Below are 23,316 nucleotides of genomic sequence, written 5' to 3' on the forward strand. Positions count from 1 at the left end.
AACGGGTTGTATCGTATCCTTGACAGCTAGCAAGCGCAAAGGCACAAACGTACCTTTTGCACGACTCGCCGCCCTCTCGCACCCGGAGTGCCCCATGTACGTCCCAGCCCATTTCGAAGAGAACCGTCCCGAGGTTCTTCACCAACTGATCGTCGACCAGCCGTTCGGCACGCTCGTCACAACCGGTCCCAACGGTCTCGATGCGAATCATTTGCCTTTTGAATTCGCCGCGGACGTGGGGCCGATTGGCACGTTGCGGGCGCATGTCGCGCGCGCCAATCCGGTCTGGCAAGAAGTGGCCGAGAATCCGGACACGCTAGTGATCTTTCAAGGGCCGGCGGCCTATATTTCGCCGACCTGGTATCCGAGCAAGCACGAGACGCATCGTCAGGTGCCGACCTACAACTACATGGTGGTTCACGCACACGGCAGGATCGTTGTGCACGAAGAAGAGGCGTTCTTGCGCGGCCTCGTCGCGCGGCTCACCCGCACGATGGAAGCCAATGAACCGAAGCCGTGGAAGATGGGCGATGCGCCGGCCGACTATATCTCCCAGATGCTGGGGGCGATCGTCGGCATCGAGATTGAAGTAACACGGCTGGTCGGCAAGTGGAAGCTGGGGCAGAACAAGGAGGCCCGCGATCGCCGCGGTGCAGCGGAGGGATTGCTGGCAGGGGGAAGCGAGGTTCAGGAGGCCGTCGCGGAGGCGATGTTGAATGCGCCGCCGGCGTTTTGAGTGAGGTAGCGAGCGGGCGTTTGAGCGTGATGCGCGTTATGGCCCCATCTAGTTTGCATTTGGTTAGCGTGAGCGCCGGGCGGCTTCCGATCCGGCTGCGATCCGGTTCCAACCGGGTCGTGATCTGGCGCTAATCCCGCGTCGGCCGATGCGGCTCGCCGTTGCAGCGCCAGTCAACGCGCGCGGCGGGCGGATTTCACCTCGCATTTCAGCTATTTCATCCTGCGCTGCATGAGTCCTTGACCTTCCCATCATGGGAAGGTGAATACTGGAATCATGATGCGGCCTCACGCCGCCCCGAGCCAATATCACCATGACCGATCTTTCCACTCCCGAACGCGTGGCGCAGGCCAGCGCCGAACTCGATATCAGCGGGATGACCTGTGCCTCGTGCGCGATGCGCGTCGAAAAGGCGCTCGCCAAAGTGCCGGGCGTCACGCGCGCCTCGGTTAACCTCGCCACGGAAAAGGCCAGCGTCGACGCCGATCCGTCGGTTCAGACCGACGCACTGCTCAATGCCGTTCGCAAGGCAGGGTACGACGCGACGCCAGTCGTGCATGCTGACGCGGCATCGGAGCAGGTCGCCGAGCTCGCGATCGGCGGCATGACGTGCGCTGCGTGCGCCATGCGCGTCGAAAAAGCGCTGGCGAAGCTGCCCGGCGTCGGCAATGTGTCCGTCAATCTTGCGACCGAAAAGGCGACCGTCAACCTGACCGATGCGACCACCGGTATCGATGCGCTCGTTGCGGCGGTGACCAAGGCTGGCTATCAGGCAACGCCGATCGTCTCCGACGCCGCGCCGGCTGCAGCGCCATCCGGTGCGGTGCAGCTCCAACACCAGACCCGCCGCGAGCTCGCAGCCGTCGTGATCTGCGCGCTGCTGACTCTGCCGCTCGTGTTGCCGATGGTCAGCGAAGGTTTCGGCGGCGCTTTCGGCTCACACAGCATGAGCGAGGTCGTGCCGCCATGGCTGCAGTTCGGGCTCGCCACGCTCGTCCAGGTCATCTTCGGCGCGCGCTTCTACAAGGCGGCGTACCGTGCCGTGCGGGCCGGCGCGGGCAATATGGATCTACTGGTCGCACTCGGCACCTCGGCGGCGTACGGCATCAGCGTCTACGAGCTCATCATGCATCCGGGCGACCCGATGCATCTGTACTTCGAGGCATCGGCGGTAGTGATCACGCTGGTGCGCTTCGGCAAGTGGCTCGAAGCACGTGCCAAGCGTCAGACCACCGACGCGATCCGCGCGCTCAACGCGCTGCGACCGGAGCGCGCGCGCATTCGTGTCGGCAACGAGGAACACGAGTTGCCGCTCGCGCAGGTCCGGGTCGGCATGATCGTGGTCGTACGGCCTGGCGAGCGCGTGCCCGTGGACGGTGCGGTGCTCGAAGGCCGCACTCACATTGATGAATCGCTGATCACCGGCGAGAGTCTGCCAGTGCCAAAGCAACCGGACGATCCGGTCACGGCGGGTTCGATCAACGGCGAAGGGGCGATTACCGTGACGACGAAGGCTATCGGCGCGGAAACGACGCTTGCCCGGATCATTCGCCTCGTCGAAACGGCACAAGCTGAGAAGGCGCCGATCCAGCGGCTGGTCGACCGGGTGAGCGAGATTTTTGTGCCTGCGATTCTGGTGATCGCCTTGCTTACGCTGGCCGGCTGGCTGATCGCCGGGGCGGGTGGCGAGACCGCCATTCTCAACGCGGTCGCCGTGCTGGTGATTGCCTGCCCGTGCGCGCTTGGTCTCGCGACGCCTGCCGCAATCATGGCCGGCACGGGTGTCGCTGCACGCCACGGGGTGCTGATCAAGGACGCGGAGGCGCTGGAGATTGCACACCGCATCAACATTGTTGCCTTCGACAAGACCGGCACGCTGACCGTAGGTCAACCGTCGCTGACCGCTTTCGAGCCGATCGGGATCGAGCGCGGCGAGGCGTTGGCGCTCGCTGCGGCCGTGCAGCGGCAGAGCGATCATCCGCTCGCACGGGCTGTGGTAAGAGCGTATGACGAGGCGATGACGCTGGAAATGAACGATGGCGAAGCCGCTACGTCCGGCGACGCGGAGGGCTCGGACACTGCGGTGATGGCCACCCATGCGAAGGGCCTTGCCATGGTGGCAAGCTCCAAGTCGCAGCCCGAAGGTACCTCTTACGGCAGCCCCCTCACGGGAGCGGCCTCCAGCGCGCGTGCCGTGCCAGGGCGAGGTGTCGAAGCGGAGATCGACGGCCGCACGCTGGCGATCGGCAGCACCCGCTGGCTGAACGAACTGGGCATCGTGTTGCCTCCCGACCTGACCGCCCGCGCGCAGCAACTCGAAAGCGCCGGCAACACAGTTTCATGGCTGATGAGCGTGGAGGACGGCACGAGCGGTAAAGCCACGCCGTCGACCGCACTCGCATTGCTCGCCTTCGGCGACACCGTCAAGCCGACCGCACGCGCCGCAATCGATCGCCTCAAACACATGGGCATCCGCAGCGTCCTCGTAACCGGCGACAACCACGGCAGCGCGGCTAGCGTCGCTGCGGCGCTCGGCATCGAGGAATTCCACGCTCAAGTGCTGCCGGAAGACAAAGCCCGCGTCATCCGCGATCTGAAGATCCGCACCACCGGCATCGTCGCCATGGCGGGCGACGGCATCAACGACGCTCCTGCACTCGCCGCCGCCGACCTCGGCATCGCGATGGCGACGGGCACCGACGTCGCCATGCACGCGGCCGGCATCACGCTGATGCGCGGTGACCCCGCGCTCGTCGCCGACGCCATCGATATCTCACGCCGCACCTGGCGCAAGATCCAGCAGAACCTGTTCTGGGCGTTTGTGTACAACCTGATCGGCATTCCGCTCGCCGCCTTCGGCCTGCTGAATCCGATGCTAGCGGGCGCGGCGATGGCGTTTTCAAGCGTCAGCGTCGTCACCAATGCGCTCTTGCTGCGCACGTGGCGAGGGGCGAAGCGCACTAGTTGAGGAGAGAACAAGTTCCGCCTGCAAACGTTTCCGATCTCAAGAATTCGGGAAATCTGCCGTAAATGGAGCAATAGCGCGGTCCGCCACGACGTACGGACAGCCCTATCTCTCTCATCCTTACACGCAGAAACCCCATGGAAATCTTCTCTTTGCGTCGCGCCAGCGTCGGCGCCAGGCTCGCCATGCTTTCGTGCGCGCTGGTAGCGCTGATCTTCGCCGCCTTTACATGGGCCCTCACCCGCTCGGCTGGCGCGCAGGTGAGCGAGCAGATGCTGGCACGCATCGTCGAAAAGGACCGCTCGATCGCCGCGATGATCGCCTTGTTCGACAAGGGGCTTTCGGCTGAAGTCGGCCGCTCCATGACGCTGTTCGCGAGCCTCCTGCCAGCCACTTACACGCTCGACGAAACCCAGAAAGTCGACATCAATGGCGTCGCCACGCCCACCATCAAAGCCGGCGACAAAGTCCTCAACATGGACTTCTCGATCCCCGACCAGTTTCTGCAAAACAGCGGCGCCATCGCCACCGTCTTCGCACGCACCGGCGACGACTTCGTGCGCGTCACCACGTCGCTGAAGAAGCAGGACGGCAGCCGCGCGATTGGCACCCTGCTCGACCGCAACGGCCCGGCCTACGCTCCAATCCTCGCAGGCAAGCCGTACACGGGGCTCGCCGCTTTGTTCGGCAAGCGTTACATCACACAGTACCGGCCCATCGCGGACGCGAGCGGCCGGGTCATCGGCGCGCTTTTCGTGGGCGTCGATGTGGGCGCGCAGATCCAGTCGGTCCAGGACGGCATCAGCCAGCTCAAGATCGGCGACAGCGGTTACTACTTCGTGCTCAATGCGGCGAATGGCGCGGACCGCGGCAAATTCATCGTGCATCCGGCCGCTACCGGCCAGCTCGCCGACGATACCAACGCGCCCTACAAGCAGATGCTCGACATGCAGCAAGGCCAGCTCGAATACCGCTCCGCCGACGCCTCGCTGGGCGAAGCCTTCGCGCGCGACAAATACGTGTCGTTCACCACGGTGCCGGAATGGCATTGGCTGGTAGGCGGTGTCGCGCCGCGCGACGAGGTGATGACCGAGATCACCGCCACCCGCAATCGCTTCCTCCTCATCGGTTTCGTGCTGGTGGCCGGCTTCGCCGTGCTGTTCCTGATCGCCGTGCGGCGGCTGGTGAGCCGTCCGCTCGAGGAAGCCGCGAAGGCGTCCGAGCGTCTCGCAGCGGGCGACCTGAGCGTACGGCTTACGAATGGCCATAGCCACCGCGCCGACGAAATCGGCCGCTTGATGCAGGCCATCGACGGCATCGGCGAAGGGCTTGCGCGTATCGTGACCCAGGTGCGCAATGCATCGTCCGACATGACGCAAGGCACCGAGAAAATTGCCGCCGGCAGCGGCGACATTGCCTCGCGCATCGCAACACAGGCGAGCAGCCTCGAAGAAACCGCTGCGAGCATGGAGCAGATCACCTCGACCGTGCAACAGAATGCGGACCACGCTGCACAGGCCAATACGCTCGTGACGAGCGCATCCGAGGCGGCCATGGAAGGCGGCCGCGCCGTGGAGCGCGTCGTTTCGACGATGGGTGATATCAGCCGCTCTTCTCAAAAGATCTCCGACATCACCAGCGTGATCGAAAGCATCGCGTTTCAGACCAACATCCTCGCGTTGAATGCAGCCGTCGAGGCCGCGCGCGCCGGCGAGCACGGCAGAGGGTTCGCGGTCGTGGCCTCGGAAGTACGCGCACTCGCGCAACGCAGTGCGGCGTCGGTGAAGGAAATCGAAACGCTGATTGGCGAATCGACGGCGCGGGTCGAAGGCGGTTTCAAGATTGCCGAAGAAGCGAGCGCGACGATGCACAGCATCGTCGAACGGGTCGGTCAGGTGCGCGCGATCATGGGCGAGATCAGCGTCGCATCGCGCGAGCAGTCGGGTGGCATCGAACAGGTGAACCTCGCCGTCACACAGATTGGCGAGGCGACCCAGCAAAACGCGACGATTGTCGGCGACGCAGAACACGCCGCCGCGGAACTACGGGATCACGCCGCCCGGCTCGCCGAGGTCGTGAGCGTGTTCAAGCTGGATGCAGGGCGGTGGGATTGACCGGCTAGCGGCCTAATGACCGCAGCAGGATGAGCGCCGGGTTGACGCGAGCGGATTCACTAACCGCCGCCCGCCCCTCAGAATTCGACGTCCAGTTCATCGATCTCGTCCACTTCCTGCTGCGCGTCCGCCATCCATTGCTGCATCTCCGGCAGCGCGAGAATGCGCTGTCCGTATTCGACGATGTCCGGGTCGAGCTTGACGTCGTAAGTGACGAAGCGCGTCACCACCGGCGCATACATCGCATCGGCAACACTGCGTTCGCCGAACAGATACGGTCCTCCATACTGTTCCAGACATTCACGCCAGATCGCGACGATCCGGTCGATATCCGATTGCGCGCGCGCCCAGACCTTAAAGCCCGGAAAATGCGCCTTCAGGTTCATCGGGAGTGCCGAGCGTAGCGAGCCGAAGCCAGAATGCATTTCGCCGCTGATCGCCCGGCAATGCGCGCGTGCACGTCGGTCTTGCGGCAGCAGTTTGGCATCGGGCTGCACCTCGTTCAGATACTCGGCAATCGCCAGCGTGTCCCAGACCTTGATGCCGTCGTGGAACAGGCAAGGCACGAGTATCGATGGTGAGAGCAACAGCAGTTCGGCGCGTGCGCTGGGATCGTCGACCGGCATCACGATCTCTTCGAAAGGCAACCCGCTGAACTTCGTCAGCAGCCAGCCTCGCAGCGACCATGACGAATAGTTCTTGCTGCTAAGGGTAAGCGTTGTATTCGCCATACGAATCTCCTCCTGAGCGCGGCGCACGTTTGTGCAACACGGTGTACCGGAGCCGCCGCATGCACGCTCTGGTGCGTAAGCGCACCAAATCACGGCAAAACCAGCACCCTGAGCGGAACAGCGCAAATGCTATGCCAGCGCACGCCAGTGCCAGACGCTCCGTTTTAGCGTTGGCACATGTATTGCCTCTATTCGGGCTCCTTCCTTTTGGGCATTCGTGCGAAGGCTATGAACCTGTTCGCATATCCCGCATACCAGGCGTTCGCCGACCTGATGCTGCCGGCCCGGCATAGCGCTGCGCTCGTCAATCGATCGCTGGATGCATGGCCAGCGATCGGCGACACGCCGCAAGGACGCTCGCTGCGCGCGTCGTGCGATCTGATTACCTTGGCAGGCCTCACTCACACACGACCACCGTTCGAGTTGGATGAGATCGACGTAGACGGCAAGCCCATCAAGCTCGTCGAGGAAGTCGCCGCACACACGCCATTTTGCTCGCTGCTGCATTTTCGCAAGGAGACGGCGCCCTCACCGGCTCAGCCGCGCGTGCTGGTGATCGCACCGATGTCCGGCCACTTCGCGACGCTGCTGCGCGGCACGGTGAAGACGATGCTCGCCGAGCACGACGTCTACATCACCGACTGGCATAACCCGCGCGACGTGCCGCTGTCGCAAGGACGCTTCGGCTTTGACGAGTTCGTCCAGCACGTGATCGATTTCACCGCGAAAATCGGCCCCGGCACCCATCTGCTGGCGGTGTGCCAACCCACCGTCACGGCCCTCGCGGCGGTTGCATTGATGGCAGCGGACGACCATCCCGCGCAACCGGCCAGCATGACGCTGATGGCGGGCCCGCTCGACACGCGCATCAACCCGACCAAGGTGAACGCGCTCGCCAAGAGTAAGCCGATCGAGTGGTTCGAACGCAACCTGATCAGCGCCGTGCCGTTCGGCTTCGCCGGAGCGCATCGCCGCGTGTATCCCGGTTTCATGCAGCTCAACGCGTTCATGGCGATGAATCTCGGCCGTCACCTCGACTCCTTTGAAACGATGTACCACGAGCGCGCCAAAGGCGATCCAGCCAAGGCGGACACGATCCGGGTCTTTTACGAGGAGTACTTCGCGACGATGGACCTGACCGCCGACTTCTATCTGGAAACGGTCGAAACCGTGTTCCAGCGTCATGCGCTGCCGCTGCATGAACTGGAGGTGGGCGGACGCCTGATCGAGCCGTCAAAAATCCGCCGCACGGCGCTGTTGACCGTTGAAGGCGAAAAGGACGATATCTGCGCGGTCGGGCAAACGCTCGCCGCACAGGACATGTGCGACAAGCTGCGGCCTTATCTGAAAACCCACCATGTGCAGACCGGCGTTGGGCACTACGGCGTGTTTAACGGTCACCGATGGGAGCGGCATATCTATCCGCGCGTGCGCGCGGTGATCTACGACAACGAGCCGCGCGCGGTAGCGGTGAGCTCACGCGCGCAGGCAATCAGGCCAGGCGTGCCGGTGGCGCTGGCGCCGATCGCCGCTCCGGCGGCTTCGGCTGTGACGGCCAATGCCGCAGCAGCCTCATCCACCGGCGAGGCAATTCCGCCGCATCAGAGCAACGTGGCTTGAAGATACGTCATGCTGTAACGCTCTTCCATGGCGTGACCGCCGGGACGTCGCACGGTCCCTCAACATCGATCGACTTGAAGTCGGCCGGCGAAACAATTTCGATGTACTCCATATCTTCGGAGTAGTCGAACAGATAGTGAACAATACCGGGTGCCTGATGCACGCAATCGCCGGCGGCGACCAGCGTTTCTTTATCGCCGTACATGAAGCGCGCCCAGCCCTTCAACATGATCACAATGTGGAAGTCGGCCTCATGACGGTGCCAGCCGGTGCCTTGCTCTGGTGCATGGTTCGCCTTTACGAGCTGGGCCAGCACCTTGCCACCCGTCGCCTGCGCGATGCCCAGATCGCGATAGAGAAAGAAGTCGCGCAGCCCCTGGTCCTCATACGAAGTGTCTTGCGGACGGACATGCGAGAACTGCGTGGCGAATTCGGTAGACATGATCGCGCTCCAGAAGGATGAACGGGCAAGGAAAACGGCACGGTGAGCGCCGTTTTCAAGCATCAAGTGTTCCAGCCTGGCGGAGCGGAGGTTAAGTGGTTTTGGCAGTTTTTCAGGCGGTTGGCCGGAACATCTGGAACATCTCGCCAATCTGCGCATAGTCAGCGCGATAGCCCGCACGCATGATGGGCTGGGCCGCATGCGTGTCGAACAGACCATCCTTGATATACGCGCTCTGGATGTGCACGCCGACCACCTGGCCGAGTGCGAGGTAGTTATCCATTGGGTCGCCATCGAGGTTGTTCAGCCGCACGATCTGCAGCAGCTTGCATTCGAGCGCCGCGGGCGATTCGCCCACGTGTGGCACCGAGACGCTGCGGCCAGGCGCGGGAGTGAGTCCGGCAAGTTCGAACTCGTCGACATCGGGCGCAACCGGTGCGGAGCTGCGGTTCATCTGCTCGGCGAGCGGCTTCGTCGCGAGATTCCAGACGAATTCGCCCGTTGCTTCGATGTTGCTGATGCTGTCTTTGCGGCCTTCGCTGCAGAAACCAATGATGGCTGGGAACGTCGCGAAAGCGCCGAAGAAACTATATGGCGCCAGATTGAGGTGACCGTCGGTGCTGCGCGTCGAGATCCAGCCAATCAGGCGCGGCGCAACAATGGCCTTGAACGGATCGTGCTTGAGAGCGTGGCCTTTGGCCGGGTCGTAGAAGTATGTGTCGTTCATGTCGGAAGACTGATCCGGCATAAAGCCGCTGATATTACTGACAATAATGGCATCATCGCCAAGCAAGGCCGTCAGATGGAAATTAATAGCGCCCGAAGGCAACTTAAGCGCTGGCGCTTATCACAGCGCGGCGAGCAAGCTGAGTGTCTCTGGATGCTTCTCGACCAGCTTGATGAGAACCGCCGCCTGAGCATTTGGCTTTGCCTTTCCCTGCTCCCAATTCTGATAGGTACGCTGATTGACGCGCAGACGTCGAGCCATCACCGCCTGAGATGCATGCAAGGCTTCCCGTACAGTCCTGATTTCGTCGGGCGATATATCAAGTACCTCCGGAACTTCGACCTCCACTTTCCGCAACGTCAGCTTGCCTTCGCGCTCGGCGGCAAGTTCAGCCATACCTTCTTTCAGTTCGGCAAACAGGTTCCTTTTCATCGTGCACTCCTTTGCGCAATTTCGGCGTCGAGCATGCGCGCCAAAATTTTGCGCTCGTCGCTCGTCAGATCGCTCATCTCGTCTTTATCGTAGAGCGTGAACATCCAGAACTGGAGACCACCGCCCCAATAGTAGTAGATCACTCGGAGGCCACCGCGCTTGCCCTTGTTTCGCCGTTTGTCGGCAAAACGAAGCTTACGCAAACCGCCGGTTCCCTGGATCAGATCGCCGGCATCCGGCTTGGCAAGCATCTCTTCTTGCAGAAGCCGATATTCGTCATCCGTCAGGTAGTCGCTTCGATATTTCCGGAATGGGGCCAGCTCGACAAAGATTGCTCTCATCTCTAAATATACGCTATTTACGTATAGTTTAGCAATTTGCTCCTACGGGCGATAGCTGCAGCGCGGTTTGACGCAGGCTAAAGCAACGAGGCCGGTCCCCCTTTTCGGGAAGACCGGCCTCGTCAGATCTCACGACGCGTTGCGTCGCTACGACTACATCAATAGTGGTTTTGACGGTGGTCGTCGTGGTGACGCGGATCCGGATCGTGCGGGTGACGATGCATCCAGTCGTCATGCGCCCAATAACGGTGGCCGTCCCAATACCGGTCACCATGCCAGCCGATGTCAATCTGCACCCCTACCGGCATCATCTGCGGCTGACCGTAGGTTACAACCGGACCCGGCGCAGAAATGACCATACGGTCTGCCTGGGCAAATGCGCTGCTTGCGGTCAGCAACGCGCCGCCAGCCAGCAAGGTTGCGAGAATCGAACGCGATGTCTTATTCAACGTTTTCATGTTGGGACCTCCCTTTCAAGATTGATGTCGCCGGACCGAATGACGGAAATCACTGTCCAGCACCGGCGCTTGAGAATGACTTTAGCGGCCCTGAATGCTTAAAGACGTGAGCGCTTGTAAGAGGAAGTTTCAGAAATCGGGGAACGATGCACACCCCTGCCCGTAGAGGAAGCGCAAGCTTAATGGCGGCTTAGCGAAGGCCGCCGGGCCGACCCGACGAACCATAGCTGTCAGCCGCTGTTACATTCATTTCGGCCAGGAAATATTCAGAAATCGGTCTCGGCATTCCACTTTCGTTGGACGGTTGCCGACAGCACCCCCAAGACCGAAGAAGTGGCTGCCGGAAGCGTGATCGGAAAATGGACGCACCTGACGCAATGTGTAGTGCGGCGACCGAAGAGCCACGCCGCGCACAGCGCACCAAGGCCGCGCCAAGCTGTAAACGAACAAAAGCCACGGCAAGACCGTGGCTTAAATACAGCATCGCGCGCCCTACGGCGTGCAGCCAGCGCGGCGAACCGCGCCAACGCCAAACGAGTTAGTCGCTCAGCTTGATACCGAACAGCGTAGATTGCGCGAGACGCTGACGCTCTGCTTCGCGGTGACGCGCTTCGTACGAGTAGTCCGAATCCATCGGAAGATGCGGCGACGCGAAGAGGTCGCTGACCTTTTGGAACAATGCAAAGATAACGCTCATGGCGACTCCCGGTTAATTTGGTGCTAGGGTTTTCCCTTAAGAAGCATTATAGGGTTTTCCCTAGGCAAAAGCTAGTGCGACGCAGCATTTTTTAGGTGTGGTCCCTTGTCGCATGGCTACAGCGGAATGTTGCGTTGCGTCATTACAACAGACAAGGTTATCCGAGGGCGGTCTCCGGCACTGAGCGTTTCGGCCCTATCACCCTCTTCGTATCACCACAGCCTGCTGCATTCAGTGCCCAGTGACCTTCCTGGATACCGTGGCGCGCGGCAACAGCTGGATCAGTCAGGCGCGCACCAACGCGCCGCGCCGGACCGAACCGACGCGGTATGTCGATTTTCGCGAAACGTGGGGAGAACCGGCTGAGCCGAAGACCGGCGCGCGAACTCGCGGCCGGCCCGGTCGATCAGTGAGTGGGCGCCGCTTTGGGCTTGTGGGCGTGCGCGTGCGCTTTGTGCTTGCTGGCGGGCGAAGCAGCGGTGGCTATGGCGGGGGCACGAGGTGCCACAACCGGTGCGGAGGCGCCTGACGGCGCGGCGGAAGGCGCATTGGCAGCCGCATTCGCCACGGCCAGGTGGGCGTCGAGCAGGCTCGTCATCGCCGCCTGCTGGTTCTGCATCAACTGTTCGATGCGGTGCTGCTGCGCAGTGGTTTCGCGTGTCAGACGCATCAGCAGGACGGTCTGCGTAATGCCGATCGCAACGGTCGCGAGCAGCGCGCCGACTACGATCGACAGCATCCATTTCATCCGGCGCGAATGATCGGTCGCTGCCCGGCGCTGATCGGAGATCACGCCGTACAGTGCGTCGACGGTATCGGCAAATGCCGTCGCCCGGGCACGGTCGAGTTCGGGGACCGTGGGCGCCGTGTCTTGCAGCGGCGTGGCAAACGGCGCGTTCGGGCGGGCAGCGGCCGTTGGGGCCCGTGCCGCCTCGGCTTTCGCTGCCATTGAGGAGGGAGTCGATGAGCCTGATGCGGTCGAGGCGCCTGATGGGGTTGATACGGTCGAGGCGGGTGCCACAGATGGCGCGTTCACGCGAGCCGTAGTTGCCGCACCGGCCGTTGCCGCCGAACCTGTGATCCCCGAGACCGTAGAGGCTCCCGCAACGCCAGTCACGCCGGCCACACCTAACGTCGCCGCGGACACGCCCGCAGACGCCTTGGCCTCACCCGCCTTCGCCTTGTCCCCTCGCACCCCATCGTCCAACGCCGGCTTGACAGCCGCAGTCGCAGAAGCAGCCGCCGCTCCATCCAATGCCTCGCCGCTCACCGCAACACCCTCACGCGAAGCCATCGCGGCCTTGTCCAAAGTCTCGGCAACTCGCTGCGGCGGCACGCCGCCCGGTTTGCCAGCGGTGGTCGGCTCAGTCAAAGGATCGGCCACCTGACGCCGCGCGGTCACGCTGCGTACGAGACTCGCCGCCGCCATCGACGGCGAAACGAGCCCAAGGCTAACCGGCAACGATGTGGTCTGCACATCGCGCTTCGTCGCCGGGCCATTCGTCGCTTCCAGCGCCGCACCGCTCAAACCCACAGCATTGGAAGGCTCGTCCTTAGGCACACTGACCTTCTGTGTCGGCTCGAAACGTTCAAAGCCGTCCAGCGGCACCGCGGCATAAGCCGGCTCAACCTTCTCACGCGGAGCGCGACGCGCAGCCCTTGTATCGGACGAGGCGCTTACCGCCGCTTCCAGGCTAGTGGTTCCGCCCACCGCGGCCAGCACAACATCCGGCAATTCAAAGCCATGCAGCGTACCTTGCCGGATGTCGATATTCATCGCCTCCAGCGTTGCGCGCGTCGGATCGTCGGGGAACATATCAAGCGTGCTGTCGTCGCGCGACGCATCGCTCAGTTGGGCGAGGCGCTGTGCCGAGCGGGCTGCGCGCGCCAGTTTGTTTTCGGTCTCGGTGGAGACGGTGTTCGCGCGCCGCTTCGTCGAGCTGGCGCGGGTCGTACGGGACTGCGTGGATGCTGCGGTATCTGCCATAGAGAAAGAAGCGGTCGTCGCCGGCCACCGGGCGCCGTACACCGCTACAAGATGCCATTGGTTTTTTTCGAGACCGCATTGTCTCATGGCCACGCGCGCCCGCTGAAGGCATTCGCCGATTTAAGACGTCGAATCGTCTTCGCGGAATTCCTTCACGCAGGGTAATTGACGCAGGCGGTCGCGAATTGCCGCATATTCGGTCGTCGAGACGCGGTGCAGCGTGATCATCACCACGTCGCAATCGGGTGCATCGTCGCTCTGCTGCATGACGAACTGCTTGACCCGCGGGCTTGCCGCGCCGAGCGCGTCATGCAGCGAGTGAAACGTCAGCGCGCCGCGTTCGACCAGCAACGTCATCTGCCGCCGCTGCTTGATCGTGATGAAACGCCGCTCGAGCGGCTTGATCCCCGCCAGGATGATCAGGATGATGATGGTCGCCGCAATCGACGCCGTGTACATGCCGCCGCCCACCGCCAGCCCGATCGCCGCCACCGACCACAGGCTCGCCGCGGTCGTGAGCCCTCGCACGATCTCGCCGCGCATCAGGATCGAGCCCGCGCCCAGAAAGCCGATGCCGGAGACCACCTGCGCGGCCATCCGTGATGGGTCGAGCACGACATTCTGGGTGCCCAGCACGTCGGCAAAGCCGAACGCCGACACGATCATGATGAGCGCCGAGCCGACGCATACCAGCATGTGCGTGCGCAACCCCGCGGCCCACGACAAACGCTCACGCTCGACGCCGATAACGCTGCCGAGCGCAGCCGCCAATACTAGTCGCGCGATGAGTTCGAGATTTCCGAGCACGTCTGTTCCTCCTTATCCGAATTTTTAGTAGCGCAGTTGGCCACGGGGCGGCGTGCCATCGCCAGCGGTTTGCTTTATGCTTGGTCGCGCGCGCCGCCGTTGCCGGCTCTGGCGCTTACTTTTTTACGATCTTACTGAAGCCGATTCACCGCACAGCATGAACACACCCGCCTCCGCGATCACCCTTGCCGCCACGCTACGCGATCATTTCGCACGCGTCGTTCTGCCAATCTGGCGCGGGCCGGGCTTCAATACGGCCCTGAAGCTCCCCTACGAGGCAGTCAGCGCCGAAGACCACCATCCGCTGCCTGCTGAACGCTACCGCGCAATGGCGTGTGCCCGCCAGTTGTTCGTCTTCTCCCAGGCGGGCGCTACTGCTCACGCCCAGGTACTGTTCGATGCCCTTGTGCACTACTTTCAGGACAAGCAACGCGGCGGATGGTTCTTTAGCGTCGACGCAAAAGGCGCGCCGCTGGATACGACGAAGGACCTCTATACGCACGCGTTCCTGGTCTTCGCGTGTGCCGAATATGGCGCGCGCTCGGGAAATCCCGATGCACTGGACATCGTTCGCGGCACTTCCGCGCTGATCGAAAACCGCTTTGCAGCGCAACACGGCCTATTCAATGCCGCACTCGATGCGGATTTTTCGACCGTGACCGGCATGCCGGTACAGAACCCGATGATGCACCTCACGGAAGCCTGGCTCGCCGCGCGCGCTGCGACCCAAGACAGCGCGTTCGATGCCGCGCTGCGCAAGCTGGCCGATGCCATCGAGCGCACCTTCGTACATGCGCCGACCGGCTGCATCGCGGAACTGCCGCTGGGCGCGGACGACAATCGTCTGGAGCCCGGTCATCAGTTCGAATGGTTCTGGCTGGTCAAGCAGGCGGGTGCGCTGCTGGACGGATCGGGTCTCGACGAGGCGCTCTCGCGGGCCTTCGGGTTCGCGCAGCAGTACGGCGTCGATCCGGTCACGGGCGGGGTCTGTGCGTCGCTTGACGAAACCGGCCGCGTCAAACACGCGACTCAACGCATCTGGGCGCAAAGCGAATATCTGCGCGCGCTCGCCACGCGTGACGACGACGCCGCGCGTGCCGTGTTGCCCGGGCAGATCGAGCGCTTCCAGCAACGCTTTCTACACACTCGAGGCTGGTACGAGTGCAAGACGGCTGCCGGCGAGGTGTCGCGCGCCGACATGCCCTCGACGACGCCGTACCATCTCGCCACGGCTTACGCTGCATTGCCAGCCTGAGTGGTGGCGTCGCGCGCCGCCGGTGTGCGGGGCAAAACGAGGCTGCGCACCGCCTCTTGCGCCGCCCAGCCGCTATGAAGTGAACTAAGCAGCCGACCCCGCGCCCAGCGAGAACTCCTGCTCATGCGGATGGACCGCACCGAACTGCTGCGTCCTCAATACCGCGTCGGAAATCTCGAACACCGAGACAGCCTCCTTCAGCTGCTGGGTCTGCTGATGCAAAGAAGCCGCAGCCGCCGCAGCCTCTTCGACGAGTGCGGCGTTCTGCTGCGTCATCTCGTCCATCTGCACGACTGCCTGATTGACCTGCTCGATGCCTGTGCTCTGTTCGAGCGACGACGCGCTGATCTCCGTCATCATCTGCGTCACGCGCGAGATCGACGCCGACACGTTGCGCATGGCGTCGCCTGCATGCTCGACGAGCGTCGAGCCGCCCTTGATCTCCGCGACCGATTCGCTGATGAGCGTCTTGATCTCCTTGGCCGACTGCGCGCTACGCTGCGCCAACCCGCGCACCTCGCCTGCCACCACCGCGAAGCCGCGCCCCTGCTCGCCCGCGCGCGCGGCTTCGACGGCCGCGTTCAGGGCGAGGATGTTGGTCTGGAAGGCGATGCCGTCGATCACCGAGATGATTTCAGCGATCTTGTCCGAGCTTTGCGCGATCCCGTGCATCTTCTCGACCACCTGGTTGACGACTTCGCTGCCCCGCGAGGTGGCGTCCAAAGCAGTCTGCGCCAGCGCGTTCGCCTCACGGGCGTGATCGGCGTTTTGACGCACGGTTGCGGTCAACTCTTCCATGCTCGAAGCGGTTTCTTCCAGCGAAGCCGCCTGATTCTCCGTACGCGCCGACAAATCTGCGTTGCCCGTGGCGATTTCGTTGGCGCCGAGGTGAATCGAATCGGCCGATTCGCGTACCGTCTTCACCGTGCGCGCCACGCTTGCCTGCATCCTTGCCAGCCCGGAAAACAGACGACCGATTTCGTTCGTGCCACGCGACGCGATAGGCTGGTCAAGCCGGCCTTGCGCGATGCGGTCAAAATGACGGCCCGCTTCTTCCAGCGGGGCGACCACGCCACGCTTGAGCCCCACGTAGACCGCTACCGTGCCGCCCAGCAGCAACAACAGGATCGCGATGCCAACGGTGCGGAACAACGCGAGGCGGCTATCGATCGAATCGAGCGAAGCACGGCTCGCGGCATCGCCAAACTGCACGAAGTTATGCAATTCGGCGAGGTAAGCGTCCTGGAAGGATTGGGTCGGCTGGTCAAGGAAGGCCTGGATATTGCCCGCGTCCAGGTCTTGCGCCAGTTCGCCCAGCGCCGCATGCAGTTTCTGATAGCGCTCGGCAAGCGCGGCCGCACGCGCGCTGTTTTCGTCGCTCGTCTTGGGAGCACTGGAGAAGGCAGCGAAGGACTGGTCCGCCGCGGCCAATTGATCGCGGGCGTGCTGGACGATGTCGGCAGGCTCGGCGCCGCCCTTCACCATCCGCGTGCCGGCGCGCGACAGGTTGATGCGCGCGTCCATCAGCGACTGGGTGGTTTGATTCACCGCGTCGACCTGCTTGAGCGCCACGTTCGACAGATCGCCGACGTCATCATGAGTCCGCGTCAGGGACCAGAACCCCAACCCCTCAGTCACCACTTGCAGCACGCAGAAAGCGGCCAGAACACACAACAGGCCGGATGCGACCTTGATCTTGCTAAACATCTTGAATTACCTGAATTGCAATGAACGACGGGAGCTACGGGCGTGTTTACGGCAAAGCAAACGTTTTCTTGAGAAAAACACCGGAAAACCTGCCTTACGCGTGCTTTCGTCGTGCAATCGCTCTATTTACTCCGTTTTACACAACAATGCAGGCATCATTTTTGTGATTCACCTTGACGCAGCGCGTTGACGCTTCCTAGAGTGGGTAGGGACGCCACCACGGGCATCGCCCCGAAGGACTCAACAATGACCGATCTACTGGACCGGGCGCGCGGCGCACTCCACGCCCAGCCGTTCAGCATGCTGCTTGGCGCCGAACTGATGCAAGCGAGCGCCACCGAGCTGACGCTGTGCCTGCCGATTCGCGATGAGTTGCGGCAACAGCATGGCTTCGTCCATGGGGGAGTAATCAGTTACCTTGCCGACAATGCGCTCACCTTCGCCGGGGCACTGGCGCTCGGACCACGGGTCGTCACAGGCGAATACAAGATCAACTATTTGCGGCCCGCCATGAACGGCACGCTGGTCGCGCGGGCGCAGGTCGTCTATGCCGGACGGCACCAGGCGACCTGTCAGTGCAATATCTTCGTGATGGACGGCGACCGCGAGCGGCTTGTCGCTGTCGCGCAAGGGACCATCAACCGGATCGGCGATGGCGGCGAGAGCGTGCCGGCGGGTTAAGGATGAGGGGGCGGCGAACCACGCTGACCACCAGCGGCCCACACCTATGCTGAGCAACGCCGTGGATCGGCGCCGCACAACAAAAAATGTCGTTCCCGACAAAACAGGAACGACCTTCGTTCAACCGTAGTGCTCACGGAGCCGTTAGCGCCGCAAGCCCCACAACATTACTCCGCCGCGTAAGTCTTCTGCTTCTGCTCGCCCAGCCCTTCGATGCCGAGACGGATCGTCTGACCCGGCTTCAGGTAAACCGGATTCGGCTTCACGCCCATGCCAACACCCGGCGGCGTGCCCGTCGAAATCACGTCGCCCGGTTGCAGGCTCATGCAGGTCGACAGATACGACACCAACTTGGCAACACCGAACACCATCGTCTTGGTCGAGCCGTTCTGATAGCGATGGCCGTCCACTTCGAGCCACAGGTTCAGGTTCTGCGGATCGGCCACTTCGTCGCGCGTGACCACCCACGGGCCGATCGGGCCGAAGGTGTCGAAACCCTTGCCCTTGTCCCACGTGCCGCCGCGTTCGATCTGCCATTCGCGTTCAGAGACGTCGTTGATCACGCAGTAACCGGCGACGTAATCGAGTGCGTTGGCTTCGTCGATGTACTTGGCCGGCTTGCCGATCACCACGCCGAGTTCGACTTCCCAGTCAGTCTTCTTCGAACCGCGCGGGATTTCAACGTCGTCGTTCGGGCCGCTGATCGCGCTATTCCATTTGTTGAACACCACCGGCTCGGTCGGCACGGGCAGGTTCGATTCCGCCGCGTGGTCAGCGTAGTTCAAGCCAATGCAGATGAACTTGCCGATCTTGCCGACGGCCGGCCCGAGGCGCGGATTGCCTTCGACCACCGGCAGCGACGCCGGATCGAGCGCGCGCAGTTTGGCGAGACTGGCATCGGTCAGCGTGGCGCCGTCGATATCGCCCACTACGCCTGACAGATCGCGAATCTTGCCTTGCGCGTCGAGCAGGCCGGGCTTTTCCTGACCTTTCGGTCCATAACGAAGCAGTTTCATCGTTGCACTTCCCTATCTATCCAGAGTGTCCAGTGAAAAAAAACAGGCGAGTCCTTTTACACGCACCACGCCCTGCTGATCAGTTCGACCAGCCGCCGTCGATCACATGCGCCTGGCCGGTGGTAAACCCCGACTCGTCGGAGGCCAGATACAGCGCCAGCGCCGCGATCTCTTCGGGCTTGCCGACGCGGCCCATTGGCTGGCGCGCGACAAAGGCCGCTTGCACCGCGTCGATGGTCGCACCTTGCGCCTGAGCCTGCGCCGCAATCCGCTGTTCGAGCGACGGTGAGGCCACCGTGCCCGGGCAGATCGCGTTACAGCGTACACCACGTGCGACGAAGTCTGCAGCTACGGCCTTCGTCAGACCGATCACCGCAGCCTTCGATGCGCCATAAACAAAGCGGTTCGGCACGCCCTTTACGCTCGACGCCGCCGACGACATATTGATGATCGACCCACCGCCCTTCTCCAGCATCGCAGGCAGAAACGCGCGAATCGTCCGGTACATCGCTTTCGCGTTCAGATCGAACGCGAAGTCCCAATCTTCTTCCGTCGCTTCGAGAATCGAACCGGCGTGCACGTAGCCCGCGCAGTTGAACAGCACATCGATCGCGCCGAGTTCGGCAGCGAGCGCGTTGATCGCGGCTGCATCGCGCACGTCGAGCTTGCGCGCTTCGACCGGTTTTCCGGCGAGCGAATCGATACGGATGTCGGTCGCAATCACACGCGCGCCTTCGCTTGCGAACAGCTCCGCGGTCGCGAGACCGATACCTTGTCCGGCGGCGGTAATCACGGCCGTCTTCCCGGCCAGTCTTTGTGTCATCTACGGCTCCAGTTGAAATGGAAATGGCAGTTGAGTCATACCGGATATCGCAACATGCGCACAACAGCGCGCTTTTAACGGCGTTTCAGCGCCTCTCGTCAGGGTGTGGGCGGTGTGCTTCGAGTTGAAAGATTGCATGCGCTTCACAGACGGTAGAACGCAGTGGCGTTTGCGCCGAACACCGCCACACGCTCCGAGTCGGATAACCCGGCGAGCAAGGTATTCGCCACCGAATGCCACAGCAGGTAGTCGCCGTTCAGGTTGAGTACCGGCCAGTCGCTGCCCCACATCAGGCGTGCCGGGCCGAACGACTGCAGCAGATGATCGACATACGGCTGCAGCGTCGCTTCGGTCCAGCCGGGTGCGGCTTCCGTCGCCAGCCCGGATAGCTTGCACTGCACATGCGGCAGGCTCGCAAGACGCGTGATGCCGTCAGCCCAGCTTTGCCAGCCGCTGCGGCCGTCGCGGATCGGCGGCTTCGCGCCGTGATCGATCACGATGCGCAGCGTCGGAAAACGCGTGACGAAGGTTTCGAGAGCATCCACGTGGCGCGCAAAAATCAGCGCATCGAACGCGAGGTCGTGCGCGATCAGCGCTTCGACGGCGGGCGCAAGGTCAGGATTGGCGATCCAGTCGTCGTCGGGTAAGTCTTGCAGCATCGGGCGAATGCCCTTGAATTTCGGATGGCGTGCGAGCTCGGCGATCAACTCGGGAGCGTCGCGCGAGAGCATCGGCACCCAACCGACCACGCCCGCAACCGACGCATCGTCCTGCGCCAGATCCAGCAGATAGCGGGTTTCCTGGACCGTGGGCGCCGCCTGCACCAACACCGTACGCTGCACATCGGCGCGCTCGCGCAGTGGTGCGAGATCGGCCGGCCCGAAGGTCCGGTACAGCGCGTCCAGGTCCGGCGTCAGCCAGCCGTAATCGCCGCGAGCCGGGTCCCAGTAATGCTGATGGGCATCGATGTGCATGTTCCGTCAGTCCTTCGGCACGGGTGCTCGCGGATCCAGCAGACCTTTGTCGCGCAATGCCGTCCATAACTCTGCGGGAATCGGGCGTTCGAACGATGCGACGTTCTCGCGCAATTCTTCGACACTACGCGCGCCGGTCAGCACCGTTGCGACAGCCGGATGGGCATACGGGAACTGCAACGCGGCGGCCGCCAGCGGCACGTCGTACTCGCGGCATACCGCTTCCAGCCGGGCCACACGTTCGATCACCTCTTTGGGCGCGGCAACATAGTTGAACTTCAAGTCCCCTTGCACGCCACGCGCCAGGATTCCCGAGTTAAACGCGCCACCCAACAGGAGACTTACGCCCTTCGCTTCGCATGCCGGCAACAGGTCGTCCAGCGTGGCCTGCTCCAGCAGTGTGTAGCGGCCTGCCAGCAGCGCACAGTCAATGTCGAAATCGGCCATCACCTCGAGAATCGCCGCCCCTTCGTTAACCCCTAGGCCCACGGCCTTGACCACGCCCGCCGAGCGCAATTCGTCGAGCGCGCGAAAACCGCCGCCTTCGGTCAGTTGCTTCCAATAGTGCGGATTCTTCTCGCCGTGTGTGACACGGCCGATGTCGTGGATCAGCAGAATGTCGATCTCGACGATGCCGAGCCGCTGCTGGCTGTCCTCGAAGGAACGCAGAATGCCGTCGTGCGTGTAGTCGAAGATGGCCTGAAACGGCAGCGGGTCTTGCCACCCTTCGCTGCCGTCGTACGGCGTGGTGCGCGGCACGAAGTGCCGGCCGGTTTTGGTGGACAGCACATACTGGTCACGCGAATAGCGGCGCAGTGCATCGCCCAAACGATGCTCGGCTTTCGTATGGCCGTAGTGCGGCGCCGTGTCGAAAAAGCGGACGCCTGCCTCCATGGCGGCGGCCACCGTGGCCAACGCCTGTTCGTCGGACAGATCGCTGTACAGGCCGCCGAGCGGTGCGGTGCCCAAGCCGAGTCCCGTGACCTGCAACCCGCGCCGGCCGATCGTGCGGCGCTGCGCGACTTTTGAATGAATCGCCTGTGTCATGCCGAAGTCTCCATGCAACGTGGTTGCGATTGTTTATGAGCTTCAATCAATGCGAAGCGACTTCGACCACCCGATGCTTCGGCGCCGCGTTCGAAGGCAGGCACGACGGTCCCACCGGCTCGAAGGTCTTATACGTAAGAATAAACTCCTGATGCCCAAGCGTCTCCGACTTCGACGCAGCGCCTTGCGCCACCGCCAACGTCTGGTCGAACACTTCGCGGCCCACCTCTTCCAGCGTGCCGCGGCCTTCGAGAATCCGGCCGGCGTCGACATCCATATCGCCAGCAAGATTGCGATAGGTGGCAGGATTTGCACACACCTTGATGACCGGCGAAATCGCCGAGCCCACCACGGAACCGCGTCCGGTCGTGAACAGGATCACGTGCGCACCGCACGCGATCAGCTCGCCGATTTCCGCGTTATCGCTGATGTTCGGGAAGCCGAAGCGCGGCTCGCCATCGGGCACGACGTCGAGCAGATACAGTCCGCCGGTCGGCGGCACATCGCCCGGTTTGATGATGCCGACAATCGGCGACGCCCCGCTCTTTGCATACGCGCCAAGCGACTTTTCTTCCTGCGTGGTCAGGCCGCCGTCCGCATTGCCCACCGCGAAGCTGCCGTGACCGAGAATCGAGTAATAGCGTGCCGCCTTGGCTACGCACGCGACGATTTCGTCGCCCAGTTCCGGCCGCGCCGCACGCGTTTTCATATGGAACTCGCAGCCGACCAGCTCGCCCGTCTCTTCGAAGATGCAGGTTGCGCCGGCATCGATCAGATGATCGAACGCTCGGCCCACGGCCGGATTCGCGGTGATGCCGCTGGTGCCATCCGAGCCACCGCAGATCGTGCCGATCACCAGTTCGTCGAGGCCCATTGGCACGCGCTGCTGCGCTGCCAGTTGCTTGCGCGCGTCGCGTACCCAGTCCATGCCGTACTGAATCGTGCTGCGCGTGCCGCCTTTTTCCTGGATCGTCAGCACTTCGACGGGCCGCCCGCTTGCACGCACCACGTCGACCAGGTAGTGCTTGTTCATGCTCTCGCAGCCGAGCGACACGAAAAGCACCGCGCCGACATTCGGATGCGTGGTGAGCTGTTCGAGCATCTTCTCCGCGTAGCTGTTCGGATAGCAGCCAGGGAAGCCGATTAGATGCACGGGCGGCTCGCGTTCCGTATTGGGATCGTCGAACGCGTCAAGCGGCTCGCGAAACTGCGTCACGATCTCGCGCGCGACGTGATGCGCGCATTCGACGAGGTACGCGACCGCAACCACATTGCGTATGCCTTTGCGGCCGTCGCTGCGCAGATAGCCTTGCAGCATCGGCTGCGGGCCGGCAGCCGACGGGATCGTTGCTTCGGAAGTGTCAGTCATGATCGTTCCAGCGCGGTATCACACCGCGTCAATGATGCACGAATTCGTGGCCTGCATCGTGGGTATACGTGGGCAGGTAATCGCTTTCGAGGTTGTGGGTGTGCAAATGCTCGCCACGCGCGACAGGTTCCGTCACATGGCCGATCACCGCGCCATAGCGCAGCACCTTGTCGTCTTTCGCCAGCGGGCCGCGTGCGACCTTGTGTCCGAGGTCGATCGCCTTGCTGAGCGTCACGCTCTCACCTTCAATCTCAACCTCGGTGCCGGCTTCGAGCCGCGCCGCCGCAATCAGGCAGTTGTCCTGCGGGCTTAGCAGGATCAGGCGGGCATCGGTATGCAATGGACTACTCAAGATAGGTCTCCGTAATAGATCGCGCGGTACCCCAT

At 62.7% G+C, this 23,316-nt stretch carries 22 protein-coding genes; 6 read left to right on the forward strand and 16 right to left on the reverse strand.

The genetic code is table 11. The features are described from left to right. Positions 1-94: 94 nt before the first annotated feature. The 3 genes from P3T40_RS40320 (at position 95) to P3T40_RS40330 (ending at position 5,815) form a co-directional block, all read left to right on the forward strand. Complete coding sequence (locus P3T40_RS40320) at positions 95-736, forward strand: FMN-binding negative transcriptional regulator (protein ID WP_429273267.1); 642 nt, start codon at positions 95-97, stop codon at positions 734-736. A 313-nt stretch (positions 737-1,049) separates the two neighbouring features. Next, complete coding sequence (locus P3T40_RS40325; protein WP_429273268.1) at positions 1,050-3,704, forward strand: heavy metal translocating P-type ATPase; 2,655 nt, start codon at positions 1,050-1,052, stop codon at positions 3,702-3,704. A 134-nt stretch (positions 3,705-3,838) separates the two neighbouring features. Further along, positions 3,839-5,815 (forward strand): methyl-accepting chemotaxis protein, encoded by a 1,977-nt coding sequence (locus tag P3T40_RS40330; protein ID WP_429273269.1) that lies wholly within the window; start codon positions 3,839-3,841, stop codon positions 5,813-5,815. A 77-nt stretch (positions 5,816-5,892) separates the two neighbouring features. Here P3T40_RS40330 and P3T40_RS40335 read toward each other — a convergent pair whose 3' ends face one another. Continuing rightward, positions 5,893-6,546: a glutathione S-transferase family protein gene (locus tag P3T40_RS40335; RefSeq protein WP_429273270.1), complete on the reverse strand. Its 654-nt coding sequence runs from the start codon at positions 6,544-6,546 to the stop codon at positions 5,893-5,895. A 228-nt stretch (positions 6,547-6,774) separates the two neighbouring features. Between P3T40_RS40335 and P3T40_RS40340 the strand changes: the two genes are divergently transcribed. After that, positions 6,775-8,166, forward strand: coding sequence for a polyhydroxyalkanoate depolymerase (locus P3T40_RS40340; protein ID WP_429273271.1), 1,392 nt, complete (start codon positions 6,775-6,777; stop codon positions 8,164-8,166). A gap of 7 nt (positions 8,167-8,173) precedes the next feature. Here P3T40_RS40340 and P3T40_RS40345 read toward each other — a convergent pair whose 3' ends face one another. The 8 genes from P3T40_RS40345 to P3T40_RS40380 all read right to left on the reverse strand — a co-directional run bounded on the left by P3T40_RS40345 (position 8,174) and on the right by P3T40_RS40380 (position 14,057). After that, positions 8,174-8,608 (reverse strand): cupin domain-containing protein, encoded by a 435-nt coding sequence (locus P3T40_RS40345; RefSeq protein WP_429273272.1) that lies wholly within the window; start codon positions 8,606-8,608, stop codon positions 8,174-8,176. A 112-nt stretch (positions 8,609-8,720) separates the two neighbouring features. After that, positions 8,721-9,335 carry a flavin reductase family protein gene (locus P3T40_RS40350; protein WP_429273273.1) on the reverse strand — a complete coding sequence of 205 codons (615 nt, stop codon included), beginning with the start codon at positions 9,333-9,335 and terminating at the stop codon, positions 8,721-8,723. 120 nt (positions 9,336-9,455) lie between these two features. After that, entirely contained in the window at positions 9,456-9,767 is a 312-nt protein-coding gene (locus P3T40_RS40355) for a helix-turn-helix domain-containing protein (protein WP_429273274.1), read from the reverse strand. Further along, complete coding sequence (locus tag P3T40_RS40360) at positions 9,764-10,108, reverse strand: toxin (RefSeq protein WP_429273275.1); 345 nt, start codon at positions 10,106-10,108, stop codon at positions 9,764-9,766. The genes P3T40_RS40355 and P3T40_RS40360 overlap by 4 nt, the downstream gene beginning before the upstream one ends. A gap of 158 nt (positions 10,109-10,266) precedes the next feature. Continuing rightward, complete coding sequence (locus tag P3T40_RS40365; RefSeq protein WP_429273276.1) at positions 10,267-10,566, reverse strand: hypothetical protein; 300 nt, start codon at positions 10,564-10,566, stop codon at positions 10,267-10,269. Positions 10,567-11,104: 538 nt separating this feature from the next. Continuing rightward, the gene (locus P3T40_RS40370; RefSeq protein WP_429273277.1) at positions 11,105-11,263 is read right to left on the reverse strand and encodes a hypothetical protein; all 159 of its coding nucleotides are present in this window, start codon (positions 11,261-11,263) and stop codon (positions 11,105-11,107) included. Between the two features lie 406 nt (positions 11,264-11,669). Further along, entirely contained in the window at positions 11,670-13,250 is a 1,581-nt protein-coding gene (locus tag P3T40_RS40375) for a hypothetical protein (RefSeq protein ID WP_429273278.1), read from the reverse strand. Positions 13,251-13,370: 120 nt separating this feature from the next. Continuing rightward, positions 13,371-14,057 carry an MgtC/SapB family protein gene (locus tag P3T40_RS40380; RefSeq protein ID WP_429273279.1) on the reverse strand — a complete coding sequence of 229 codons (687 nt, stop codon included), beginning with the start codon at positions 14,055-14,057 and terminating at the stop codon, positions 13,371-13,373. A gap of 157 nt (positions 14,058-14,214) precedes the next feature. On the opposite strand from P3T40_RS40380, the gene P3T40_RS40385 reads away from it, so the two are divergent. Next, the gene (locus P3T40_RS40385; RefSeq protein WP_429273280.1) at positions 14,215-15,312 is read left to right on the forward strand and encodes an AGE family epimerase/isomerase; all 1,098 of its coding nucleotides are present in this window, start codon (positions 14,215-14,217) and stop codon (positions 15,310-15,312) included. An 84-nt stretch (positions 15,313-15,396) separates the two neighbouring features. Here P3T40_RS40385 and P3T40_RS40390 read toward each other — a convergent pair whose 3' ends face one another. After that, on the reverse strand, positions 15,397-17,019 hold the full coding sequence (locus tag P3T40_RS40390; RefSeq protein WP_429273281.1) for a methyl-accepting chemotaxis protein: 1,623 nt from the start codon (positions 17,017-17,019) through the stop codon (positions 15,397-15,399). A 246-nt stretch (positions 17,020-17,265) separates the two neighbouring features. Between P3T40_RS40390 and P3T40_RS40395 the strand changes: the two genes are divergently transcribed. After that, on the forward strand, positions 17,266-17,700 hold the full coding sequence (locus P3T40_RS40395; RefSeq protein WP_429273282.1) for a PaaI family thioesterase: 435 nt from the start codon (positions 17,266-17,268) through the stop codon (positions 17,698-17,700). Positions 17,701-17,867: 167 nt separating this feature from the next. On the opposite strand, the gene P3T40_RS40400 is transcribed toward P3T40_RS40395, so the two are convergent. The 6 genes from P3T40_RS40400 to P3T40_RS40425 form a co-directional block, all read right to left on the reverse strand. Further along, positions 17,868-18,716: an ureidoglycolate lyase gene (locus P3T40_RS40400; protein WP_429273283.1), complete on the reverse strand. Its 849-nt coding sequence runs from the start codon at positions 18,714-18,716 to the stop codon at positions 17,868-17,870. Between the two features lie 79 nt (positions 18,717-18,795). Continuing rightward, a complete protein-coding gene (locus P3T40_RS40405; protein WP_429273284.1) occupies positions 18,796-19,539 on the reverse strand; it encodes an SDR family oxidoreductase in 744 nt (247 codons plus the stop codon). Positions 19,540-19,682: 143 nt separating this feature from the next. Next, entirely contained in the window at positions 19,683-20,513 is an 831-nt protein-coding gene (locus tag P3T40_RS40410; protein WP_429273285.1) for an amidohydrolase family protein, read from the reverse strand. 6 nt (positions 20,514-20,519) lie between these two features. Then, complete coding sequence (locus tag P3T40_RS40415) at positions 20,520-21,560, reverse strand: aldo/keto reductase (RefSeq protein WP_429273286.1); 1,041 nt, start codon at positions 21,558-21,560, stop codon at positions 20,520-20,522. Positions 21,561-21,606: 46 nt separating this feature from the next. Beyond that, on the reverse strand, positions 21,607-22,929 hold the full coding sequence (locus P3T40_RS40420; protein ID WP_429273287.1) for a UxaA family hydrolase: 1,323 nt from the start codon (positions 22,927-22,929) through the stop codon (positions 21,607-21,609). A 28-nt stretch (positions 22,930-22,957) separates the two neighbouring features. Beyond that, positions 22,958-23,281, reverse strand: a complete 324-nt coding sequence (locus P3T40_RS40425) for a UxaA family hydrolase (RefSeq protein WP_429273288.1) — start codon at positions 23,279-23,281, stop codon at positions 22,958-22,960. Positions 23,282-23,316 lie beyond the last annotated feature (35 nt).

Source organism: Paraburkholderia sp. EB58, assembly GCF_050436665.1.
Lineage (GTDB): Bacteria > Pseudomonadota > Gammaproteobacteria > Burkholderiales > Burkholderiaceae > Paraburkholderia.